Below are 18,075 nucleotides of genomic sequence, written 5' to 3'. Positions count from 1 at the left end.
GAAGGGACCCGCCCGTGCGCACCGCCGAAGAGACCGTCCAGGCCCGCCTGATCCTCTCCGCCCACCGCTCCGTCCGGCTGCGGGTGGTGCTGTCCTACCTGACGGAGGACCCGCTGGCCGTCCGGATGGCCTTCCCCGCCGAGTTCTCCCTGGACGACGCCGCCCAGCACCGGGACAGCGAGGACATCGTCTGGATCTTCGCGCGCCAGCTGCTCTCGGCCGGCATCGAGCTGCCGGCCGGCGTCGGCGACGTCCACGTCCGACCCGCGGTCGGCCGGCGGACCATGATCGAGCTGCGGGCCCCCGAGGGCACCGCGCTGCTCCAGTTCGACACCGCCGACCTGCGCCGCTTCCTGTGGCGCAGCCGGCTGCTCGTCCCCGAGGGCGAGGAGCACCTGCACCTGGACGCCGACCGCGCGCTCGCCCAGCTGCTCGGCTGACGGGCGCAGGCGTCCGGGAGCGCCCCCGCGCTTCCGGGCTGCCGTTCGCCCACTCGGTGACTCCTCGGCAACCCGGGTCCGGGGCCCGGGAAGCCCGTACGGTCGCCCGCCCGCCCCGGGCGGTTCAGCCCGAGAGCTTGCGCATCAGCCGGACGCCCTGTGCCGCCGTCAGGTGCGGCAGGTACGCCTTGCCGATCGCCCTGGTGATGCCGGGCAGCGCGGCCGGGTCGGGGTACGCCATGTACATCGGCCGGTACTCCGGCTGGAACTTCGCCTTGAACGCCAGCAGCGACCGGAAGCCGTACACCGGCTCCAGCACCTTGCCCATCCAGTCCAGCATCCGCTGCAGCCCGGTGGGCTCCTCGCCCTGCCCGGTGCGGGCCAGCGGCGCGCCCGACAGCGACAGGAAGCGCGCGCCCTCCTCCTTGAAACCGAGCGCGGCCGAGGCGATCAGGAACTCGCTGACGCCGCGGAACCCGTCCGAGCGCCGGCGCATGAAGTCCAGCGTCCAGCCGATCGGCACGCCGTCCTCGTACACCGGCATCCAGCTGGTCAGCCCGTGCACCGTCCGCTGCTCGTCCACCGCGACCAGCACCCGCACGTCCGGGTCGTCCAGCTCCTCCAGCCCGCCGAGCGTGAAGCCCATCTCCGGTAGGCCCTTCTCGGAGACCCACTCCTCGGAGATCGCCCGGATCTGCTCCCGCAGCGCGAGCGGCGCCTCGTGGTACGACCACCACTCCGCGGAGATGCCCTGCTTGCCGGCCTTGTTGAGGGCGGTGCGGATGTCCTGCCACTTGCGGCCGGTGAAGGCCAGCTCGGGCAGCGGCACCACGGTGTCCTCGGCGACCTGCACCGAGCGCCAGCCGAGCTGCGCGGCGGCGGCCCTGGTCTCGCCGCAGACGCTGTAGAAGCACGGCGTCCAGCCGCGCGCGTCGCAGTACCGGGCGAAGCCGGCCACGGCCCGGGCCCGGTCCTCCGGCGCGCCGAACGGGTCGCCGGTGGTCAGCGCGACGGTGCCCACCACCCGGTAGGCGACGGCCGTCCGGCCCTGCTCGTCGAACCAGTAGTGGTTGCCGTCCCAGGTGGCGATGAACGAGAGCGTCCCGCCGCCGTGCTCGGTCAGCAGCGCCCGCGCCCGGCCGGCCGCCGCCGCGTCGGTGTGCAGCACCGGACGCCGGAAGACCGACAGCAGCACGGCCAGCGCGACCGCCCAGAACGCCAGCCCGCAGTACGTCTCCAGGAAGCGCGCCACCGGCCCGACCGCGATCGGGTAGTCCGGCAGCAGGTCGTTGTACGCGGGCGGCAGGAACTGGGCCGGCAGCCCGGCCACCAGCCGGCGGGCGGTCGCCCCCGGCTCGAACTGCCCGGCCACCAGCCGCCCGAGCCCCACGTAGGCGGCCGCGGAGGCGAGCGCCGCGCCGCCGAGCACCAGGGCCAGCCGGCGCACCGAGCGGCCGGACAGCCGCAGCAGGAACCGCTTGCGGGTGGCCACCAGCAGGACGGTGGTCAGCAGGGGCAGCAGCAGCGCCTCGACGAAGTACTGCACCACGTCCCGGCTGACCGGCCCGGCGTCCAGGTACAGCCAGCACAGCAGCGCCGCCCAGAGCAGCTCGGTGGCCACGGTGACCAGCCAGGCGAACCGCAGTCCCCGGCGCAGCCCCTCGGCGAGCACCAGCAGCAGCGCCGGGAACAGCGCGGCCATCATCCGGCCCGGGGTGTCGAAGATCCGGACGACGGCGTGCGCGCGGGCGCAGTCGTGCGCCGACAGCGCGCAGAAGTCGGCCACCTCGTCCGGGCTGAGCCGGTGGGAGAAGTACAGCTCGGAGAAGGTGTTGAACGGCCCGGTGGCGTTGTCGTACAGCGAGGCGAGCAGGGGCCCGAAGGCGGCGGCGACCAGGCAGAGCGCGACCAGCACCCGGGTCTCGGAGTGCGAGGAGCGGTGCGTGCGCAGGTGCGGGCGGCCCCGGCTGACCAGCGCGCCCAGGCCGAGCCCGACCAGCGCGGCGGCGCACCGCTGGACGCTCTGCAGGTGGCCCACGTACAACGTCATCACCAGCGGACCGAGCAGCACCAGCAGGTGCAGCCGGCGGCGCCAGAGCACGGTGAGCCGGTACCCGAGCACCCCGGCCAGCGCGAACACGCCGACGCCGGGGCCGACCGAGATCTGGTCGGCCACCGAGGCGGTCCACTGCTCCCCCGCCGAGGAGCCGAACGCGACCAGCGCGGTGCCCAGCAGCGTGCCGACGACCTGCCCGCCGACCAGCACCGCGAGGGTGCGCGGCCACCCGAGCCGGTGCTCGGCGGCCGGGCCGACCAGGAGCAGCAGCAGGCTGGTGAACACGTACGAGCCGCTGCCCGAGCACCAGAACATCGAGGTGACCGGCGTCCACCAGTGGCCCTCGGCCAGCGTGGACAGGCCGATCCCGGCCCTCTCCAGCAGCCGGTCGGACGGGCCGTGGCCCAGGCTGTCGGTGGCCGCGCCGAGCAGCCAGAGCCCGGCCAGCAGGGTCAGCGTCAGCGGCGCCGAGCGCAGCCGGGAGCCGAGCACCCGGGCCGCCCGCCGGACCCGCTGCGGGCCCGGCTCCGGCGTCCGGGTGACCGGGGCCGGGTCGGTGCCGCGCTCGGCCGCGCGCTCCGCGTCCGGCCCCGGCCCGCGGTCCTCGCCGACGGCCACCAGGGCGGTCCCCGCCCCGGTCACCGGGTCAGCCCGGTCTGCTGGGCGAGCCACGGGAGCTGTTGGGCGATGCCGGGGCGGAAGACGACCCAGCCGTGGCCGCCCGGCATCAGTTCGAACTTGGACTTCATTCCGGCCGCCTGCACGGCCTGGTAGACCTTCTCCATCTGCGGTCTGAACTCCTCGTCGGTCTCGCCGACGACCAACGCGACGTTGGTGTCCGGGAACTTCTTGTGGGCCATCACCTGGAGCGGATCGACTGCGTCGAACTTCTTCTCGTCACCACCGAACGCGGCCTTGACCGTCTGTTCCCGGCTGCCCAGGGTCGGTTCCTCCTGCCCGGACATGTCGAGGACGGTGCCGTACACCTCGGGCGCGTTGACGCCGAGCTGGAGCGCGCAGGTGCCGCCCATCGAGGCACCCCCGATCGCCCAGGAGTTCCGGCTGGTCGCGGCCTGGAGGTTCTGGTGGACCCAGTTGGGGACGTCCACCGCCAGGTAGGTCTGGGTCTTGGCGATCTTCGAGTCCAGGCAGAGCGTGTTGGCCCAGGTGGAGCCGAGCTGGTCGGGCATCACCACGATCGGCGCGAGGCCGCCGTGGTCCGCCGCGTAGGCGTCCAGCGCCTCGTTGATCTGGGCGGAGAGCACCCAGTCCCCCGGGACGCCGGGCTGACCGGTGATCATCACGACCACCGGCAGCAGCGGCCGCGGGGTGGCCTGGTAGGCGGGCGGGAGGTAGACGTACGCGTCGCGGGCCTTGAAGCCCGACTTGGTGCCGGGGATCGGCACCACCGAGACGGTGCCCTTCTCGGGCAGGTCCGCCGGGGGCTGCCAGACCTCCTCCAGCGACTTGCCCGGCGGGGCGGCCACGACCTGGCCCGTCTTGGTGGCGTCCAGCCCGTCGGTCTTGGTCAGCCACGGCGCCAGCATCACGCGCCCGCTCGGGAACTGGCCGAAGCCGATGTTGACCTCGGAGGACGCCATCAGCACCACCAGGCCGCTCAGGCCCAGCGCGAGCCCCCGCCGCCGCCAGTCGAGCCGGCGCATCCGGTAGCCGGCCAGGCAGAGCCCGAGCAGGGCGACGGCTATCCACCAGGTGACGTACCGGGGCGTGCCCTCCGGGAAGGGGTGCCACCAGCCGTCGACCACCGCGTCCAGCAGCCAGCTGAGCACCGCCGCGGTGAGCAGTGCGGCGGGCAGGCGCACCCGCCACCAGCTCCGGCCGCGGCCGACGGCGAGCGCGAACAGCGCCGCCCAGCCGACTGTCAGCACGGCGTGCGGGATCAGGCCCTCGGTGAGCGGCCAGTCGATCGGGTTCCAGCGGGAGGCAAGGGTCAACGTGCTCATGCGGCTTTGCCCGGCGGGGTGGTGTCGGCCAGGAACCCGTAGGCGACGACGTTGCCGTCGTAGCCGTGTTCCTCGCTGTACGAGCCGCCACAGGTGATCACCCGCAGCTGCGCGTCAGTGGCCTGACGGTAGACCCGATCGTCCGGGAAGTCCTTTCGGTCGTGCACTTCGATGGCGTAGAGCTGGTAGACGGCGGTGGCGCCGTCCGCCCGGGCGATCTCGATCCGGTCCCCCCGACGGAGCGCGCCCAGATGATAGAAGACCGCGGGGCCGGCCTTGTTGTCGACGTGTCCCACCAGGATCGCGGTGCCGCGCTGTCCGGGCCCTGCCCCGCCGCGGTACCAGCCCGCGAGGTTCCGGTCCGCCTCGGGCGGGGTCTGGAGGTGGCCGTCGGCGTCCAGTCCGAGCGCGGCGACCGGAGCGTCCAGCCGCACCGCCGGGATGCGGATCCGGGTCGGCACGGACGGGCCCAGCGGCGGGACGACCGAGACCGGCGCGATCCCGGCCTGGGCCTGGCCTGCCCCCGGTGTGGGCGGCGGCACCGACGAACCTCCGTCGTGCAGCAGCCAGGCACCGAGCACCAGCGCGGCTCCGGCCGCCAGGGTGCCCGGCCAGGGCCCCCTGCTCTGCTGGACGCCCATGGGCGCTCCCCTCTGCCGACGGAACCCCGCTTCCTGGGAGTTTCCTGGGAACAATTCAACCGGAACGGACTGTAAAGCACGTCCGTACGACGGTCGTATCGGCACCCGCCGATCGGCAGGGCCGATGGCCTCTTCCCTGCACCGTGTGGGCGTCCGGTCGCGCAGCGCAACGGCCGCCTCCCGCATGCGATCGCCGCGGGAACACACCCGCACACGAGCTACCGACGGTTCAACGGGTCCGATCGGTTGCGTCGTTCGAGCGATCGCTCACGACCGCGCGCCGCGCTTCTTCGACCGACCTCACCCCCGTGCCATGCTGACCCGGTTACGGGTTCGATCACCCACGTGCCCGGCCGGACTCCGCACTCCCCCACGCTGCCCACCGCCCCACGAACGGAGTGACCATGGAAGCCCTCTCCCGCCGTACCCTGCTGACGGCCGGCGCCGTCACCGCCGCAACCCTGGCGGCCGGCTGCGGCAGCAACCACGCCACCGGCGGAGAGCGGGTGAGCGGCACCGCCGTCCCGGCCACCGGCACGGCCGAGGAGCAGGGCAGCATCGCCACCCCGGCCCCGGCCCCGATCCCCCCGCCGAAGGCCGTCCTGATCGGCGACGGCTCCACCTCGGACACCGGCGCCCAGCCGCACCAGCCCGTCCCCGAGCAGCTGCGGCCCGGCCGGCGCCCGCCGCAGTTCGTGGTCTTCTCCTGGGACGGCGCCGGCGAGCTCGACAACGGCCTGTTCGCCCGCTTCCGCCGGCTGGCCCGGGAACACGGCGCGAAGATGACCTTCTTCCTCAGCGGCCTCTACCTGCTGCCCGAGTCCAAGAAGGACCTCTACCGCCCGCCGCAGCACCAGGCCGGCGCCTCCGACATCGGCTACCTGAGCGACCGGCACATCCGCGACACCCTGGAGAACGTGCACGCGGCCTGGCTGGAGGGCCACGAGATCGGGACCCACTTCAACGGCCACTTCTGCGGCTCCACCGGCGTCGGCCAGTGGTCGCCGGAGGAGTGGGACAGCGAGATCGAGCAGGCGATGGACTTCGTGACGAACTGGCGCACCAACACCGGCTTCACCGACCTGCCGGCGCTGCCCTTCGACTACCGCAAGGAACTGATCGGCAGCCGCACCCCGTGCCTGGAGGGCCAGCGCAACCTGCTGCCCACCGCGGTCAAGCGCGGCTGGCGCTACGACAGCAGCGGCAACGGCACCCAGGTGTGGCCGCAGAAGATCCAGGGCGGCGCGCTCTGGGACCTCCCGCTGCAGTCCATCCCGTTCCCCGGGCACACCTTCCAGGTGCTCTCGATGGACTACAACATCATGTACAACCAGTGCGGCCCCGACACCAAGGCCGACCCGGCGCTCCGCCCCGGCTTCCAGGCCCAGGCCCGCGACGCCTACCTGATGGGCTTCGAGCGCACCTACAACGGCAACCGGGCGCCGTACGTCATCGGCAACCACTTCGAGGAGTGGAACGGCGGCATCTACATGAACGCCGTCGAGGAGGTCCTCAAGGCCATCGCGGACAAGCCGGAGGTCCGGCTGGTCTCCTTCCGGCAGCTGGTCGACTGGCTGGACGCCCAGGACCCGGCGGTGCTGCGCAAGCTCCGGACCCTCGCCCCGGGCCAGTCCCCGGCCGGCGGCTGGGAGTCCTTCCTCGGCGCCCCGGCGGGGGCCAGGGCCCCCGCCGCCGCCGGCTGACCGTCAGGTCCGGGTGCGGACCCGGCCGGAGAGCAGTGCCCCCAGCAGCGACACCCCGATGCTGGTCAGGAACACCACCGCGAAGGCGCCGGGCGACCCGGCGCCTTCCGCCGTGTCGTGGAGGGCCGCCACCGAGCCACCGCCCAGCGCCGCGAACAGCACCCCGGCCAGGCCGGTGAGCAGCACGTTGCCCAGCGCGTCGCTCATCTGGAGCGCGGCCGAGTTGGCGCCGGCGTCCTCCGGCCTGGAGAGCTTCATCATCAGCACGCTGACGGACGCGATGGTCAGCCCCATCCCGAGGCCGCCGACGCCCCAGGCGACCGCGGCCACCCAGGCCGGCACCGCCGGGACGAGCACCAGCGCGGCGCCCCCGATCGCCACCACGGTCAGCACGAAGCCGCCCCGGATCATCGGCACCCGGAAGCGCTCGGCGGCCGGCCGGCCCTGGAGCCACGAGCCCAGCGCCCAGGTGAGGCCGCCGCTGGTCAGGGTCAGCCCGGCCAGCGTCGGCGAGAGGCCTCGCTGGCTGGTCATCATCAGCGGGATGAACACCTCGGCGGAGAAGAACGCCCCCGCCGACACCCCGCGCAGCAGGATCACCGCCGGCAGTCCGCGCACCGCGCGCAGCGTCCCGGCGGGCAGCAGCCCCAGCACGGCCGGCACCAGCAGCGCCGCCCCGGCCGCCCCGGGGATCAGCCCGATCGGGTCGAGGCGCTGGCCGGCGTACTGCACCAGGCCGGCGCCGACCGCCGCAGCCGCGGCCAGCCGGGTGCGGCGGCGGTCGAAACCGCCGCCCTTGGCCACCGGGTGCTCGCGCTCGGAGCGGGCCAGCGCCGGGCCCATCACGGCCAGCGGCAGCAGGATCAGCACCGGCACGGCCAGGAACACCCAGCGCCAGCCCAGGTGCTGGGTGACGGCACCGGCGACCAGCGGGCCGACGATCGAGGGCAGCACCCAGGCCGAGGAGAAGGCCGCGAACACGGACGGCCGCAAGCGCTCCGGATAGGCCCGGCCGACCACCACGTACAGCGCGACGATCACCAGCCCGCCGCCCAGCCCCTGGATCGACCGCCCGGCCACGAACACCCACATCCCGGGCGCCGTCCCGGCCACCACCAGGCCGACGCCGAACACCGCGATGCCGGTGAACAGCGGTTGCAGCGGGCCGCGCCGGTCGCACCACTGACCGGAGACGACCAGGGCGAACAGCGTGCTGGTGAAGTACCCGGAGAAGGCGAAGGCGTACAGCGAGACGCCGTCCAGCTGGCGGGCCGCCGTCGGCATCGCGGTGTTGACGGCGGTCGCCTCGAAGGCGATCACCAGGACCACCGAGACGATCCCCAGCGTCAGCGCGCGGTAGCGGCCGCCGAGCACCCCGCCACCGGGGTCGTCGTCGAGGGGTATCGGCACGGGGTCGACCGAGGTGGGGGAGGCAGTGGTCATACGTAACATCGTAAGAGCCGTCTGCTTCGATGACCCCTGACCCCGGTCGGTGACCGGCTCGGTCCCGGGTCCTAGGACGGCGGCGCGGCGCAGGTCAGTGCAGCACCTTGAGGCCCACCACGCCGGAGACGATCAGCAGCAGGCAGACGATCCGGGCCATGGTCACCGGATCCCCCAGGACGGCCATGCCGTAGACCGCGGTGCCGACCGCGCCGATGCCGACCCAGGCGGCGTAGCCGGTGCCGATCGGAATGGTGCGCATCGCGTACGCCAGACCACCCATGCTCAACAGCAGCGCGACGCCGAAGACGAGGCTGGGGACGAGGCGGGTGAAGCCCTTGGACGATTCCAGGGCGACCGCCCACACGGTCTCCAGGAAACCCGAGACGATCAGAACGAGCCAGGCCACGACGTGACACCTCCGCAGTCCACAGCGGCCGGATTGCCGCTGAACTGCGTCGTCTTGTCGTCACCGGGTACGACGCGCTCGTCCGGGGTGGCGGAAATGCCGCCACCTGCCCCCGACGGTAGCACACACTTGCCATGCAGAATTTACAAAGGGGCGTTGACCCCTCTCCCCCGGATCGGCCACTATGAATTCACTGGCCGTGTGCCCGAGTGGCTTAGGGAACCGTCTGCAAAGCGGTGCACGCGGGTTCGATTCCCGCCATGGCCTCACCGGAAAAGGAATTGCCGGTCGACTCCGAAAGTCGTCCGGCAATTCCTTTTCGCTGTTTCCGTCGTTTCCGTCGCCGTCCGGGGAATCCGGTCAGGCCGTGACGGCGTCCTCCGCCCGGATCGGCAGCCGGCCGACCGGCAGGCCGGTGGCGGCGCGCACGGCCGCGGCGACGGCCGCCGGGGCGACCACCGCGGGGACGGCGCCCACCGCCTTGGCGCCGAACGGGGCCACCACGTCGCGCTCCTCCAGCAGCGTGGCGATCCGCACCTCCGGGGTGTCCAGCGCGGTGGGCAGCCGGTAGCCGGTGAGCGAGGGGTTCTGGAGCACCCCGCCCTCCGTCCGCAGGTCCTCCAGCAGCGCCAGGCCCACGCCCTGGGCCACCCCCGCCTCGATCCGGTCCTCGATCTGGCGCGGGTTCAGCGCCCGGCCGACGTCCTGGGCGACCGTCATCTCGACCACCCGCACGGCGCCCAGCTCGATGTCCACGTCCACCACCGCGCGCATGGCGCAGAACGAGATGGAGACGAAGGCGTCGCCCTGCCCGGCCTCGTCCAGCGGCTCGGTGGGGTGCGGGCGGCACTGCGCGGTGGCCCACAGCTCCTTGCCCTCCAGCGCCTCGGCGACCGGCATGCCGAGCACCCCGTCGTACGAGGTGATCTTGCCGTCGGCGATCTGGAGCAGCTCAGCCGACATCCCGAAGTTCGCCGCGATCGGCTGCAGCAGCTGGTGGCGGACCATCAGCGCGGCCCGCTCGACGGCGCCGCCGGAGACCCAGGTGTGCCGGCCGCGGGCGGACGGCCCGGCGATCGACTGGTCGCTGTCGGCCGGCGCGATGTAGACCTCGCTGACGCCCAACACGGTCTGCACGATCTGCCGGGCCAGCGTGGCGAAGCCCTGTCCGGCGTCGACCGCCGCGCAGATCACCGTGGCGTGGTCGCCGCTGACCCGCACGGTCGCCGTGGAGACCTCGTCCTCGCCCTCGGCGCCCAGCATGTGCACCATGCCGACGGCGTAGCCGATGCCGCGCCGCACCGCCGCCGGGTCGCCCGCGCCGCCGGGCCCGCCGGGCAGCAGCCACTCGGCGTCCGGGTCGTCCACCGGCAGGGCCGGCAGCGGCTCGGCGGCGACCGCGTCGAGCAGGGCGCGCACCGGTGCCGGGCAGGTGACGGCCTGTCCGGTGGGCAGCGGGTCGCCGGTCGACATCGCGTTGCGGCGGCGGATCTCCACCGGGTCCACACCGATCCGGGCGGCCAGCTGGTCCAGCTGCGACTCGTACGCGAAGCAGGCCTGCAGGGCGCCCTCACCGCGCATCCGGCCGGCCGGCGGGTTGTTGGTGCGCACCGCCCAGGCGTCCACGAAGACGTTCGGGCAGACGTACGGGCCGGCCGAGAAGGCCGTCACGGCGGCCAGCGCCTCGGCGGAGACGTCCGCGTAGGCGCCGCCGTCCAGCAGGATCTGCGCCTCGACCTTCACCAAGGTGCCCTCGGCGTCGGCGTGGTGGCGGTACCGCAGGAGCGCGGGGTGGCGCGAGGTGTGGGTCTGGAAGGACTCCTCGCGGGTGAGCGTCATCTTCACCGGGCGGCCGGTGCGCAGCGCCAGCAGGGCCAGGGTGACCTGGAAGGAGAGGTCCTCGCGGTCGGTGGTGGCGCCGGGCACGCCGGTGACCACCAGCCGGACCCGGTCCGGCTCCAGGCCGAGGCAGGCGGCGGTGCGGTCGCGGTCGCCGTGCGGGTCGGTGGAGGACAGGTGCAGCTCGACGCCGCCGTCCGGGCGCGGCACGGCCAGCCCGGCCTCGGCGCCGAGCGGGGCCGGGTCCTGCCGGCCGACCTGGTAGAGGCCCTCGACGACGATCTCGCCCACCGCGTCCGGGTCGCCGCAACGCAGCGGCAGGTGGCGGAACAGGTTGCCGTCCGGGTGCAGCGGCGGCGCGGTGAAGGACTGCTCGGGGTCGGTGACGGCCTCCAGCGGCTCGTAGTCGACCGCGATCAGCCCGACCGCCAGCCGGGCGGTGTCCGGGTGGTCGGCGGCCACCGCGGCGATCGGCTCGCCGTGGTGGCGCACCACACCGGCGGCCAGCACCGGCCGGTCGGCGACGATCGGCCCGGCCGGGGCGCCGTCGGGGGTGCCGTCCGGGCCGGGCGGCAGGTCTGCGGCGGTGACCACGGCGTGCACCCCGGGCAGCGCCAGCGCGGCCGAGGTGTCGATCCCGCGGATCCGGGCGTGCGGGTGCGGTGAGCGCAGCACCGCGCCCCACAGCAGCCCCTCGGCCCACAGGTCGGCCGCGTACGGGTAGATGCCGAGCGCCTTGGGCAGCGCGTCGTTGCGCAGCGGGGAGCTGCCCAGGCCGGTCGGCTCCGGTGCGCCGCCCTCGCCGCCGTCCTGCTGGAGTGCTGCGCCGATGTCGGTAGGCGACGTCATGATGCGTGGTCGTCCTCGGGGAGCCGGATGCCGTGGGCGGGGGTGGCGCCGTACGGGACACCGGCCGGGGCGGCGCCCTCGACCGGGGCACCGTGCGGGTGCGGGGCGGCGTACGGGGTGCCGTGCGGCGGGGTGCCGTCGTAGGCGGCGCCGGGCAGCGGGGTGCCGTGCGCGGGGGTGGGCTCGTAGACCGGGGCGTCGTACCCGGTGTCGTAGCCGTTCTGCTGCTGGTGGCCGTCCTGGTAGGGCACGTAGGTGCCGTGGGCGGGGGTGGCCTGGTACGGCTGCTCGGGGTACCCCTGCGGCGGGTAGTACACCTGGTCGTCGGCGGCCTGGGCGGGGATGCCGTCCCGGATCGGGGCCAGCACGGTGGTGTCGTACACGCCGGTGTCGTAGCCGCCCTGGGGGTCGCCGTACGGCAGCCCGGCCGGGGCCTGCTCGACGGCGTGCGGCGCGGCGGGGTGCGGCTCGACGGGGTGCTGCGCCGCGGCGTGGGCGGCCGGGTGGGGCTCGACGGGCTGCTGCGGGACGTGCTCGATCCAGGCCTCGGCGTCGGTGTAGACCGGCGGCTCGACGGCCTGCCCGGGGTCGACGGGCAGGTCCACCGGCAGCTCGGCGGCCGGCTCGGCCGGCGCCTCGGGAGCGGGCTCGACGGCCTCCTCCGCCTGCTCGGCCTCCAGCGCGCGGGCGTCCGCGACGGTCTGGACGGCGGCCAGCACGCCCCGGTAGCCGGTGCAGCGGCAGAGGTTGCCGCAGAGCGCCTGGCGGGCCTCCACCTCGGTGGGCCGGTGGTTGCGCTGGAGCAGGTCGTGCACCGCCATCGCCATGCCGGGGGTGCAGTAGCCGCACTGGACGGCGCCGGAGGCGGCCAGCGCCTGCTGGACGTCGCTCGCGCCGCCGGCGGCCGACAGGCCCTCGACGGTGTTGATCTCGCTGTCGGCGGCCAGGGCGGCGGGCACCAGGCAGCCGGCCACCAGCTGGCCGTCCACCTGCACCGAGCAGGCCCCGCACTCGCCCTGCTCGCAGCCGTCCTTGGCGCCGGCCAGGCCGAGCCGCTCGCGCAGCACGTAGAGCAGGCTCTCGCCGATCCACGCGTCGGTGACGGGCCGTTCGAAACCGTTGACCCGCAGCGTGTACGAGGCGCACGGGCGCAGCTCGCGGCTGACCTGCGGGGAGGGGCCGAGCGGGTCGGCGTCCAGGGTCTCGATGGGGTCTGTGGTCACTTCAGCGCCCTTCCCAGTGCCCGTCGGGCCAGCACCGATACGGTACGCCGCAGCCGAACGGCGGCCGCGGTCGGCCCCTCGGTCACGGCCTCCCAGGCGCCCTCGGCGCCGTAGTTGTCGGGGACGCAGGCGGCGGCCACGTACTCGCCGAAGGCGGCGGTCGCGGCCGGGTCGATCTCCCGGCTGCCGTCCCAGTCGATGCAGCCGGCCACCCAGGCCTCGGCCTCCAGCGGGCGCAGCGGCACCGGCGCGACGGCCCCGACGGCGCAGCGCACCGCGCGCCGGGCCGGGTCGAGGACGAGCGCGACGGAGGCGGTGGCGCGGGCCGGGCCGCTGCGGCCGGTGGCCTTGAGGAAGACCTGCGGGGCGTGCAGCAGCGGGACGCGCACCCAGGTGAGCAGTTCGCCGGGGCGCACCGGGTCGAGTCCGGTGAGCAGGTGACTGACCGGCACCTCGCGGGTGCCGTCGGCCCTGGCCAGGGTGACGCTGGCCTCCAGCGCGGTGAGCACCGGGAGGGTGTCGCCGGCCGGAGCGGCGCTGACGATGTTCCCGCCGAGGGTGCCGACGTTGCGGACCTGCGGCGGGCCGGCGGTGCGGGCGGCGTCCGCGAGCGCGGGGATGAGCGCGGCGAAGTCGGGGCGGTCCATCCGGGCGTGGGTGAGTCCGGCGCCGAGCACGGCGGTGCCGCCGTCCTCGTAGCGCCAGCCGCGCAGTTCGGTGATCCGGCCGAGGCCGACCAGGGCGGCGGGGCGCAGCCGTCCGGCGTTGACGGCCTCCATCAGGTCGGTGGCTCCGGCCACCGGTACCGCGGCCGGGGCGGCGGCCAGCGCGTCGACGGCCTCGTCGAGGGAGGCCGGCAGCATGATCGTCCGGTTCACCTGGGTCCCACCGTGCTCCACTTGCTCATCGATCGCCTGCCGCCCGCCGGCCTTCGGCCGTGCTGTCCTGCGTCAGCAGCCCGGCCTGGCCCGTAGGGTACGGGCGATCGGGCCGGGTTGGGCAACTCTGGCACACAATGCTCGATGATCATTTCGGGGCCGGTGAACGGGACTGCCCGATTGGGACTGATACCGGGCGGTATCTGCCCCGACCCGCCTCGGGCCAGGGCAGATGTTCATCTGTTCTTGACGTCGGATGACCGCTCAGAAGTTCCCGATGAGTAGGACTAACGGACCGGCGGCGGCCCCTCGATCGGCCGGCCGGCCACCCCGGGCCAACGCTGCCAGGGGTGCGGCCCGCCGGCCGGGCGGTACTCGACACCGAGCGCGTCCAACGCCTTCAGGTATGTCGTCAGCCGCTGCTCGAAACCGGCGAAGTCCCGCTCGGCCGGCTCGGTGGGCAGCTCGGACCAGGCGACCTCGGCGAAGGCGACCAACCGGGGGAAGGCCCGGTAGTCGATGTCCCGGGCACTGTCCATGAACTCGCTCCACAGGTTGGCCTGGGTGCCGATCACGTGCCGGGCGGCGGCCGCGTCCAGTTGCCTCGGGACCGGCTCGAACCGGTAGACGTCCTCCAGCGTACGCACGAAGCCGACCGGGATCGGCTCGTCCGGCCCGTCCGCCTGCCGGTGGTCGAAGTAGACGTGCTGCTCGGGGCACATCACCACGTCGTGGCCGGCCTGCGCGGCGGCGATCCCGCCGCCGAAGCCGCGCCAGGAGGAGACCGCGGCGCCCGGAGCGAGGCCGCCCTCCAGGATCTCGTCCCAGCCGATCAGCCGGCGGCCGCGCTCGGCCAGCCAGCGGTCGAAGTGCCGGATGAGGTGGCTCTGCAGTTCGTCCTCGTTGGCCAGGCCCAGCTCGCGTATCCGCGCCTGCGCGGCGGCGCTGTCCTTCCACTGCTCCTTGGGGCACTCGTCGCCGCCGAGGTGGACGAACTCCGAGGGGAAGATCTCCAGGACCTCCTCCAGCACCGCCTCGAAGAAGCGCAGGGTCTCCTCGGAGGCGTTGAGCACGTTGTGGCTCACCCCCCAGTCGGTCCAGACCCCGAGCGCGGCGGTGTCCACCACGTCGGTGTTGCCCAGCTCGGGGTAGGCGGCGACGGCGGCCTGGGTGTGGCCGGGCAGGTCGATCTCCGGGACGACGGTGACCCCGCGGGCGGCCGCGTAGGCGACGATCTCGCGCAGGTCGTCCTGGGTGTAGTAGCCGCCGTGCGGACGGTCGTCGCGGCGCTGCCCGGCCCGATAGCCCACCATCGAGCGATCCCGCCAGGCGCCGCGCCCGGTCAGCCTCGGGTAGCGCTTGATCTCCACCCGCCAGCCCTGGTCGTCGGTCAGGTGCAGGTGCAGCACGTTGAGCTTGTGCGCGGCCAGCAGGTCGACGAAGCGCAGCACGTCCGACTTGGGCAGGAAGTGCCGGGCGACGTCGAGCAGCACGCCGCGCCAGCCGAACCGGGGGGCGTCCGCGATGTCGGCACCGGGCAGCACCCAGCCCTCGCGGCGCAGCGGCGAGCGGCGGTAGGCGTCCGGCCCGAGCAGCTGCCGCAGGGTCTGCGCACCCCACAGCGCGCCGGCCGGGCCGCCCGCGGCGAGCAGGGCGTGGCCGGGGCGCACCGTGATCCGGTACGCCTCGGCGGCGAGCGCCCCGTCCTGGACCAGCTCGATGCCCGCACCCGGCCGGCCCGGGCCGAGCGGCAGCCCGGTGGCGGCGGTCAGCGCGGCCCGCAGCCAGAGCTCGGCGTCGGCCAGCGCGGGGGGTGCGGTCAGCGTGGTGGCGGCATCGAGCGGATAGTCCTCGTCCGGGCGGCGCACGGCACTCGAAGGTGCGGGAATGAGGTCCATTCCGACATCCTGCCCACGCCCCGGACGATTGGCATAGACCACCGGGGAAACCGGGTGCTATGCAAAACGGCGTTGTGCGGGGCGCCGCGCAAAACGGTGTTGCGCGGGGCGCCGCGGACTACTTGTTGTCGCCGTCGCCGCCCTGCGGCTTGCCGATGCCGTCGTAGATCTCCTTGCACATCGGACAGACCGGGTACTTCTTCGGGTCGCGCCCGGGCACCCACACCTTGCCGCAGAGCGCCACCACGGGAGACCCGGAGAGCGCGCTCTCCATGATCTTGTCCTTCTGGACGTAGTGCGCGAAGCGCTCGTGGTCGCCGTCCCCGTTGGACACCTGCGGGACGGGCTCGACCAGGGTGCCGGTGCCGAGGCCGCGCTCGGGCTCAAGAGTGCTCATGGGTGCCAAGTCTATGGGCGCCTCCGGAAACCCGGCCAGTGTCGCGCCGCCGGGCCGGTGGCTCAGTTCATCGTCGGGTCGTCCGGGTAGGTCGCCAGCAGGGCGAGCGGACCGCGCTGGCGGCGCAGCACCGAGCGCCACAGCCGCTCCGGCTCGGGGCTGGAGACGTCCCCGGGCTCGCAGTCCACCAGGTACCAGGCGCCGCTCTCCAGCTCGGTCTCCAGCTGCCCCGGCGACCAGCCGGCGTACCCGGCGAAGATCCGCAGGCTGCCCAGCTCGCCGGCCAGCACCTCGGGCGGCGCCTCCAGGTCGACCAGGCCGATCGCACCGTGCACCCGGCGCCAGCCGAGCGGCTCGCCGGTGCCCGGCTCCCCCGGCGCCACCGCGAGGCCGAGCGCCGAGTCCAGCGCCACCGGGCCGCCCTGGAACACCACGGCCGGCTGCCCGACGAGTCTGTTCCAGCCGTCCAGCACACTGCCCACCTCGACCGGCGTCGGCCGGTTGAGGACCACGCCGAGCGCCCCCTCGGCGTCGTGGTCGAGGAGCAGCACCACCGCCCGCGCGAAGTTCGGGTCGGTGAGCAGGGGCGTCGCGACGAGCAGACGGCCGGTGTGGGACCGGCCTCCGTTGGAATGGGCCGCCGTCATGCCCACATGATCCCGCAGAACGGCACCGCTCGGACACCGCAACGCCAGGAAACCCGCCACGCCGGACGAACACCCGTACGGCCGTACCGGGGAAGCGGGTACGGGCCCCGAGAGAGCACCATCACGGGAGAGGCTCACGGGAACCGACCGCACGCCTACTACCATCTACGTCTGGTGGACGCCCTTATACGGTGCCGACTCGGTTTCGCCGGGGGCCCGAACGCGCCCGTACGACCGGCCCACCACCGGCTCTCTCCCGGAGCCCACTCCCCCCGACTCCTCTGGCACCCCGGATTGCGAGAACGATGACCGACGACGTCCTGCTGGTCCATGGCGGAAACCCGCTCGAAGGCGAGATCCGCGTCCGCGGTGCGAAGAACCTGGTACCCAAGGCCATGGTCGCCGCCCTCCTCGGCCAGGGCCCCAGCAGACTGCGCAACGTCCCGGACATCCGCGACGTCAAGGTGGTCCGCGGCCTGCTGCAGCTGCACGGCGTGACCGTGCGCGCCGGCGACGAGGACGGCGAGCTGATCCTCGACCCCTCGCACGTCGAGAGCGCCAACGTCGCCGACATCGACGCGCACGCCGGCTCCTCGCGGATCCCGATCCTGTTCTGCGGCCCGCTGCTGCACCGCCTCGGCCACGCCTTCATCCCCGGCCTGGGCGGCTGCGACATCGGCGGCCGCCCGGTCGACTTCCACTTCGAGGTGCTGCGCCAGTTCGGCGCCACCATCGAGAAGCACCCGCAGGGCACCTACCTGGTCGCGCCGCAGCGCCTGCGCGGCACCAGGATCGAGCTGCCCTACCCCTCGGTCGGCGCGACCGAGCAGGTGCTGCTCACCGCGGTGCTCGCCGAGGGCGTCACCGAGCTGCGCAACGCGGCCATCGAGCCGGAGATCGTCGACCTGATCTGCGTCCTGCAGAAGATGGGCGCGATCATCACGCTGGGCACCGACCGGACCATCCTGATCACCGGCGTGGACGAGCTGAACGGCTACAACCACCGCGCGCTGCCGGACCGCCTGGAGGCCGCCTCCTGGGCCTGCGCGGCGCTCGCCACCAAGGGCGACATCTACGTCCGCGGCGCCCGCCAGCTGGAGATGATGACCTTCCTGAACACCTTCCGGAAGGTCGGCGGCGCCTTCGAGGTGGACGACGAGGGCATCCGCTTCTGGCACCCGGGCGGCGAGCTCAAGGCGATCGCCCTGGAGACCGACGTGCACCCGGGCTTCCAGACCGACTGGCAGCAGCCGCTGGTGGTCGCGCTGACCCAGGCCACCGGCCTGTCCATCATCCACGAGACGGTGTACGAGTCGCGGCTCGGCTTCACCGGCGCGCTGAACCAGATGGGCGCGCACATCCAGCTCTACCGCGAGTGCCTGGGCGCCACCCCGTGCCGCTTCGGCGCCCGCAACTTCCTGCACTCCGCGGTCGTCTCCGGCCCGTCCAAGCTGATCGGCTCCGAGCTGGTCATCCCGGACCTGCGCGGCGGCTTCTCGTACCTGATCGCGGCGCTGGCGGCCGAGGGCACCTCGACCGTGCACGGCATCGACCTGATCAACCGCGGCTACGAGAACTTCATGGACAAGCTGCGCGACCTGGGCGCCCACGTCGAGCTGCCCAGCGAGCAGCTGGTCGACGCCTGACGGTCCGGTCACGACGGCGAGAGGCCGGGCTCCCCAGCGGGG

The 18,075-nt window shown here is 73.8% G+C and carries 14 protein-coding genes, 1 tRNA gene and 1 riboswitch; of the genes, 4 read left to right on the top strand and 11 right to left on the bottom strand.

The annotated features are described in order from the left end of the window. Positions 1-14: 14 nt before the first annotated feature. Entirely contained in the window at positions 15-440 is a 426-nt protein-coding gene (locus ACFU7Y_RS03615; RefSeq protein WP_380766364.1) for an SsgA family sporulation/cell division regulator, read from the top strand. 124 nt (positions 441-564) lie between these two features. On the opposite strand, the gene ACFU7Y_RS03610 is transcribed toward ACFU7Y_RS03615, so the two are convergent. The 3 genes from ACFU7Y_RS03610 to ACFU7Y_RS03600 are packed head-to-tail and all read right to left on the bottom strand — an operon-like array spanning position 565 to position 5,101. After that, positions 565-3,138, bottom strand: coding sequence for a phosphatidylglycerol lysyltransferase domain-containing protein (locus ACFU7Y_RS03610; protein ID WP_380766363.1), 2,574 nt, complete (start codon positions 3,136-3,138; stop codon positions 565-567). Next, positions 3,135-4,460, bottom strand: coding sequence for an esterase family protein (locus tag ACFU7Y_RS03605; protein ID WP_224283960.1), 1,326 nt, complete (start codon positions 4,458-4,460; stop codon positions 3,135-3,137). Before ACFU7Y_RS03605 ends, ACFU7Y_RS03610 begins: the two co-directional genes overlap by 4 nt. Beyond that, positions 4,457-5,101 (bottom strand): class F sortase, encoded by a 645-nt coding sequence (locus ACFU7Y_RS03600; protein WP_224283961.1) that lies wholly within the window; start codon positions 5,099-5,101, stop codon positions 4,457-4,459. Before ACFU7Y_RS03600 ends, ACFU7Y_RS03605 begins: the two co-directional genes overlap by 4 nt. 404 nt (positions 5,102-5,505) lie before the next feature. On the opposite strand from ACFU7Y_RS03600, the gene ACFU7Y_RS03595 reads away from it, so the two are divergent. Next, positions 5,506-6,804 carry a hypothetical protein gene (locus tag ACFU7Y_RS03595; protein ID WP_224283962.1) on the top strand — a complete coding sequence of 433 codons (1,299 nt, stop codon included), beginning with the start codon at positions 5,506-5,508 and terminating at the stop codon, positions 6,802-6,804. Positions 6,805-6,807: 3 nt separating this feature from the next. Here ACFU7Y_RS03595 and ACFU7Y_RS03590 read toward each other — a convergent pair whose 3' ends face one another. Beyond that, complete coding sequence (locus tag ACFU7Y_RS03590; protein ID WP_380766361.1) at positions 6,808-8,247, bottom strand: MFS transporter; 1,440 nt, start codon at positions 8,245-8,247, stop codon at positions 6,808-6,810. Positions 8,248-8,341: 94 nt separating this feature from the next. Then, a complete protein-coding gene (locus tag ACFU7Y_RS03585) occupies positions 8,342-8,656 on the bottom strand; it encodes a multidrug efflux SMR transporter (protein WP_224283964.1) in 315 nt (104 codons plus the stop codon). 43 nt (positions 8,657-8,699) lie between these two features. Next, positions 8,700-8,765, bottom strand: a riboswitch (guanidine-III (ykkC-III) riboswitch). Between the two features lie 86 nt (positions 8,766-8,851). Here ACFU7Y_RS03585 and ACFU7Y_RS03580 point away from each other — a divergent pair. After that, positions 8,852-8,923, top strand: a tRNA-Cys gene (locus ACFU7Y_RS03580). A gap of 93 nt (positions 8,924-9,016) precedes the next feature. On the opposite strand, the gene ACFU7Y_RS03575 is transcribed toward ACFU7Y_RS03580, so the two are convergent. The 6 genes from ACFU7Y_RS03575 to ACFU7Y_RS03550 all read right to left on the bottom strand — a co-directional run bounded on the left by ACFU7Y_RS03575 (position 9,017) and on the right by ACFU7Y_RS03550 (position 16,387). After that, positions 9,017-11,344 (bottom strand): xanthine dehydrogenase family protein molybdopterin-binding subunit, encoded by a 2,328-nt coding sequence (locus ACFU7Y_RS03575; RefSeq protein ID WP_380766360.1) that lies wholly within the window; start codon positions 11,342-11,344, stop codon positions 9,017-9,019. Continuing rightward, complete coding sequence (locus ACFU7Y_RS03570; RefSeq protein WP_380766359.1) at positions 11,341-12,567, bottom strand: 2Fe-2S iron-sulfur cluster-binding protein; 1,227 nt, start codon at positions 12,565-12,567, stop codon at positions 11,341-11,343. The genes ACFU7Y_RS03575 and ACFU7Y_RS03570 overlap by 4 nt, the downstream gene beginning before the upstream one ends. After that, positions 12,564-13,430: an FAD binding domain-containing protein gene (locus tag ACFU7Y_RS03565; RefSeq protein ID WP_380766384.1), complete on the bottom strand. Its 867-nt coding sequence runs from the start codon at positions 13,428-13,430 to the stop codon at positions 12,564-12,566. Before ACFU7Y_RS03565 ends, ACFU7Y_RS03570 begins: the two co-directional genes overlap by 4 nt. A 302-nt stretch (positions 13,431-13,732) precedes the next feature. Next, positions 13,733-15,343, bottom strand: coding sequence for a beta-N-acetylhexosaminidase (locus ACFU7Y_RS03560; protein WP_380766358.1), 1,611 nt, complete (start codon positions 15,341-15,343; stop codon positions 13,733-13,735). Positions 15,344-15,461: 118 nt separating this feature from the next. Then, a complete protein-coding gene (locus ACFU7Y_RS03555) occupies positions 15,462-15,740 on the bottom strand; it encodes a DUF3039 domain-containing protein (protein WP_224282582.1) in 279 nt (92 codons plus the stop codon). A 62-nt stretch (positions 15,741-15,802) separates the two neighbouring features. Next, entirely contained in the window at positions 15,803-16,387 is a 585-nt protein-coding gene (locus ACFU7Y_RS03550; RefSeq protein WP_380766357.1) for a YqgE/AlgH family protein, read from the bottom strand. A gap of 305 nt (positions 16,388-16,692) precedes the next feature. On the opposite strand from ACFU7Y_RS03550, the gene murA reads away from it, so the two are divergent. After that, positions 16,693-18,033 carry a UDP-N-acetylglucosamine 1-carboxyvinyltransferase gene (gene murA / locus ACFU7Y_RS03545; RefSeq protein ID WP_224282584.1) on the top strand — a complete coding sequence of 447 codons (1,341 nt, stop codon included), beginning with the start codon at positions 16,693-16,695 and terminating at the stop codon, positions 18,031-18,033. The last annotated feature ends 42 nt before the right edge of the window (positions 18,034-18,075 follow it).

Origin of the sequence: Kitasatospora sp. NPDC057542 (assembly GCF_042801945.1) — a bacterium.
GTDB lineage: Bacteria > Actinomycetota > Actinomycetes > Streptomycetales > Streptomycetaceae > Kitasatospora.
The sequence above is the reverse complement of the archived record's forward strand: the minus strand, read 5'-3'. Positions and strand labels throughout refer to the sequence as shown.

Coding starts and splice junctions, on each gene's coding strand:
- ACFU7Y_RS03595 (WP_224283962.1), top strand. CDS start 5,506: ATGGAAGCCCTCTCCCGCCGTACCCTGCTGACGGCCGGCGCCGTCACC.
- ACFU7Y_RS03590 (WP_380766361.1), bottom strand. CDS start 8,247: ATGACCACTGCCTCCCCCACCTCGGTCGACCCCGTGCCGATACCCCTC.
- ACFU7Y_RS03550 (WP_380766357.1), bottom strand. CDS start 16,387: ATGACGGCGGCCCATTCCAACGGAGGCCGGTCCCACACCGGCCGTCTG.
- ACFU7Y_RS03605 (WP_224283960.1), bottom strand. CDS start 4,460: ATGAGCACGTTGACCCTTGCCTCCCGCTGGAACCCGATCGACTGGCCG.
- murA (WP_224282584.1), top strand. CDS start 16,693: ATGACCGACGACGTCCTGCTGGTCCATGGCGGAAACCCGCTCGAAGGC.
- ACFU7Y_RS03555 (WP_224282582.1), bottom strand. CDS start 15,740: ATGAGCACTCTTGAGCCCGAGCGCGGCCTCGGCACCGGCACCCTGGTC.
- ACFU7Y_RS03575 (WP_380766360.1), bottom strand. CDS start 11,344: ATGACGTCGCCTACCGACATCGGCGCAGCACTCCAGCAGGACGGCGGC.
- ACFU7Y_RS03600 (WP_224283961.1), bottom strand. CDS start 5,101: ATGGGCGTCCAGCAGAGCAGGGGGCCCTGGCCGGGCACCCTGGCGGCC.
- ACFU7Y_RS03560 (WP_380766358.1), bottom strand. CDS start 15,343: ATGGACCTCATTCCCGCACCTTCGAGTGCCGTGCGCCGCCCGGACGAG.
- ACFU7Y_RS03565 (WP_380766384.1), bottom strand. CDS start 13,430: ATGCTGCCGGCCTCCCTCGACGAGGCCGTCGACGCGCTGGCCGCCGCC.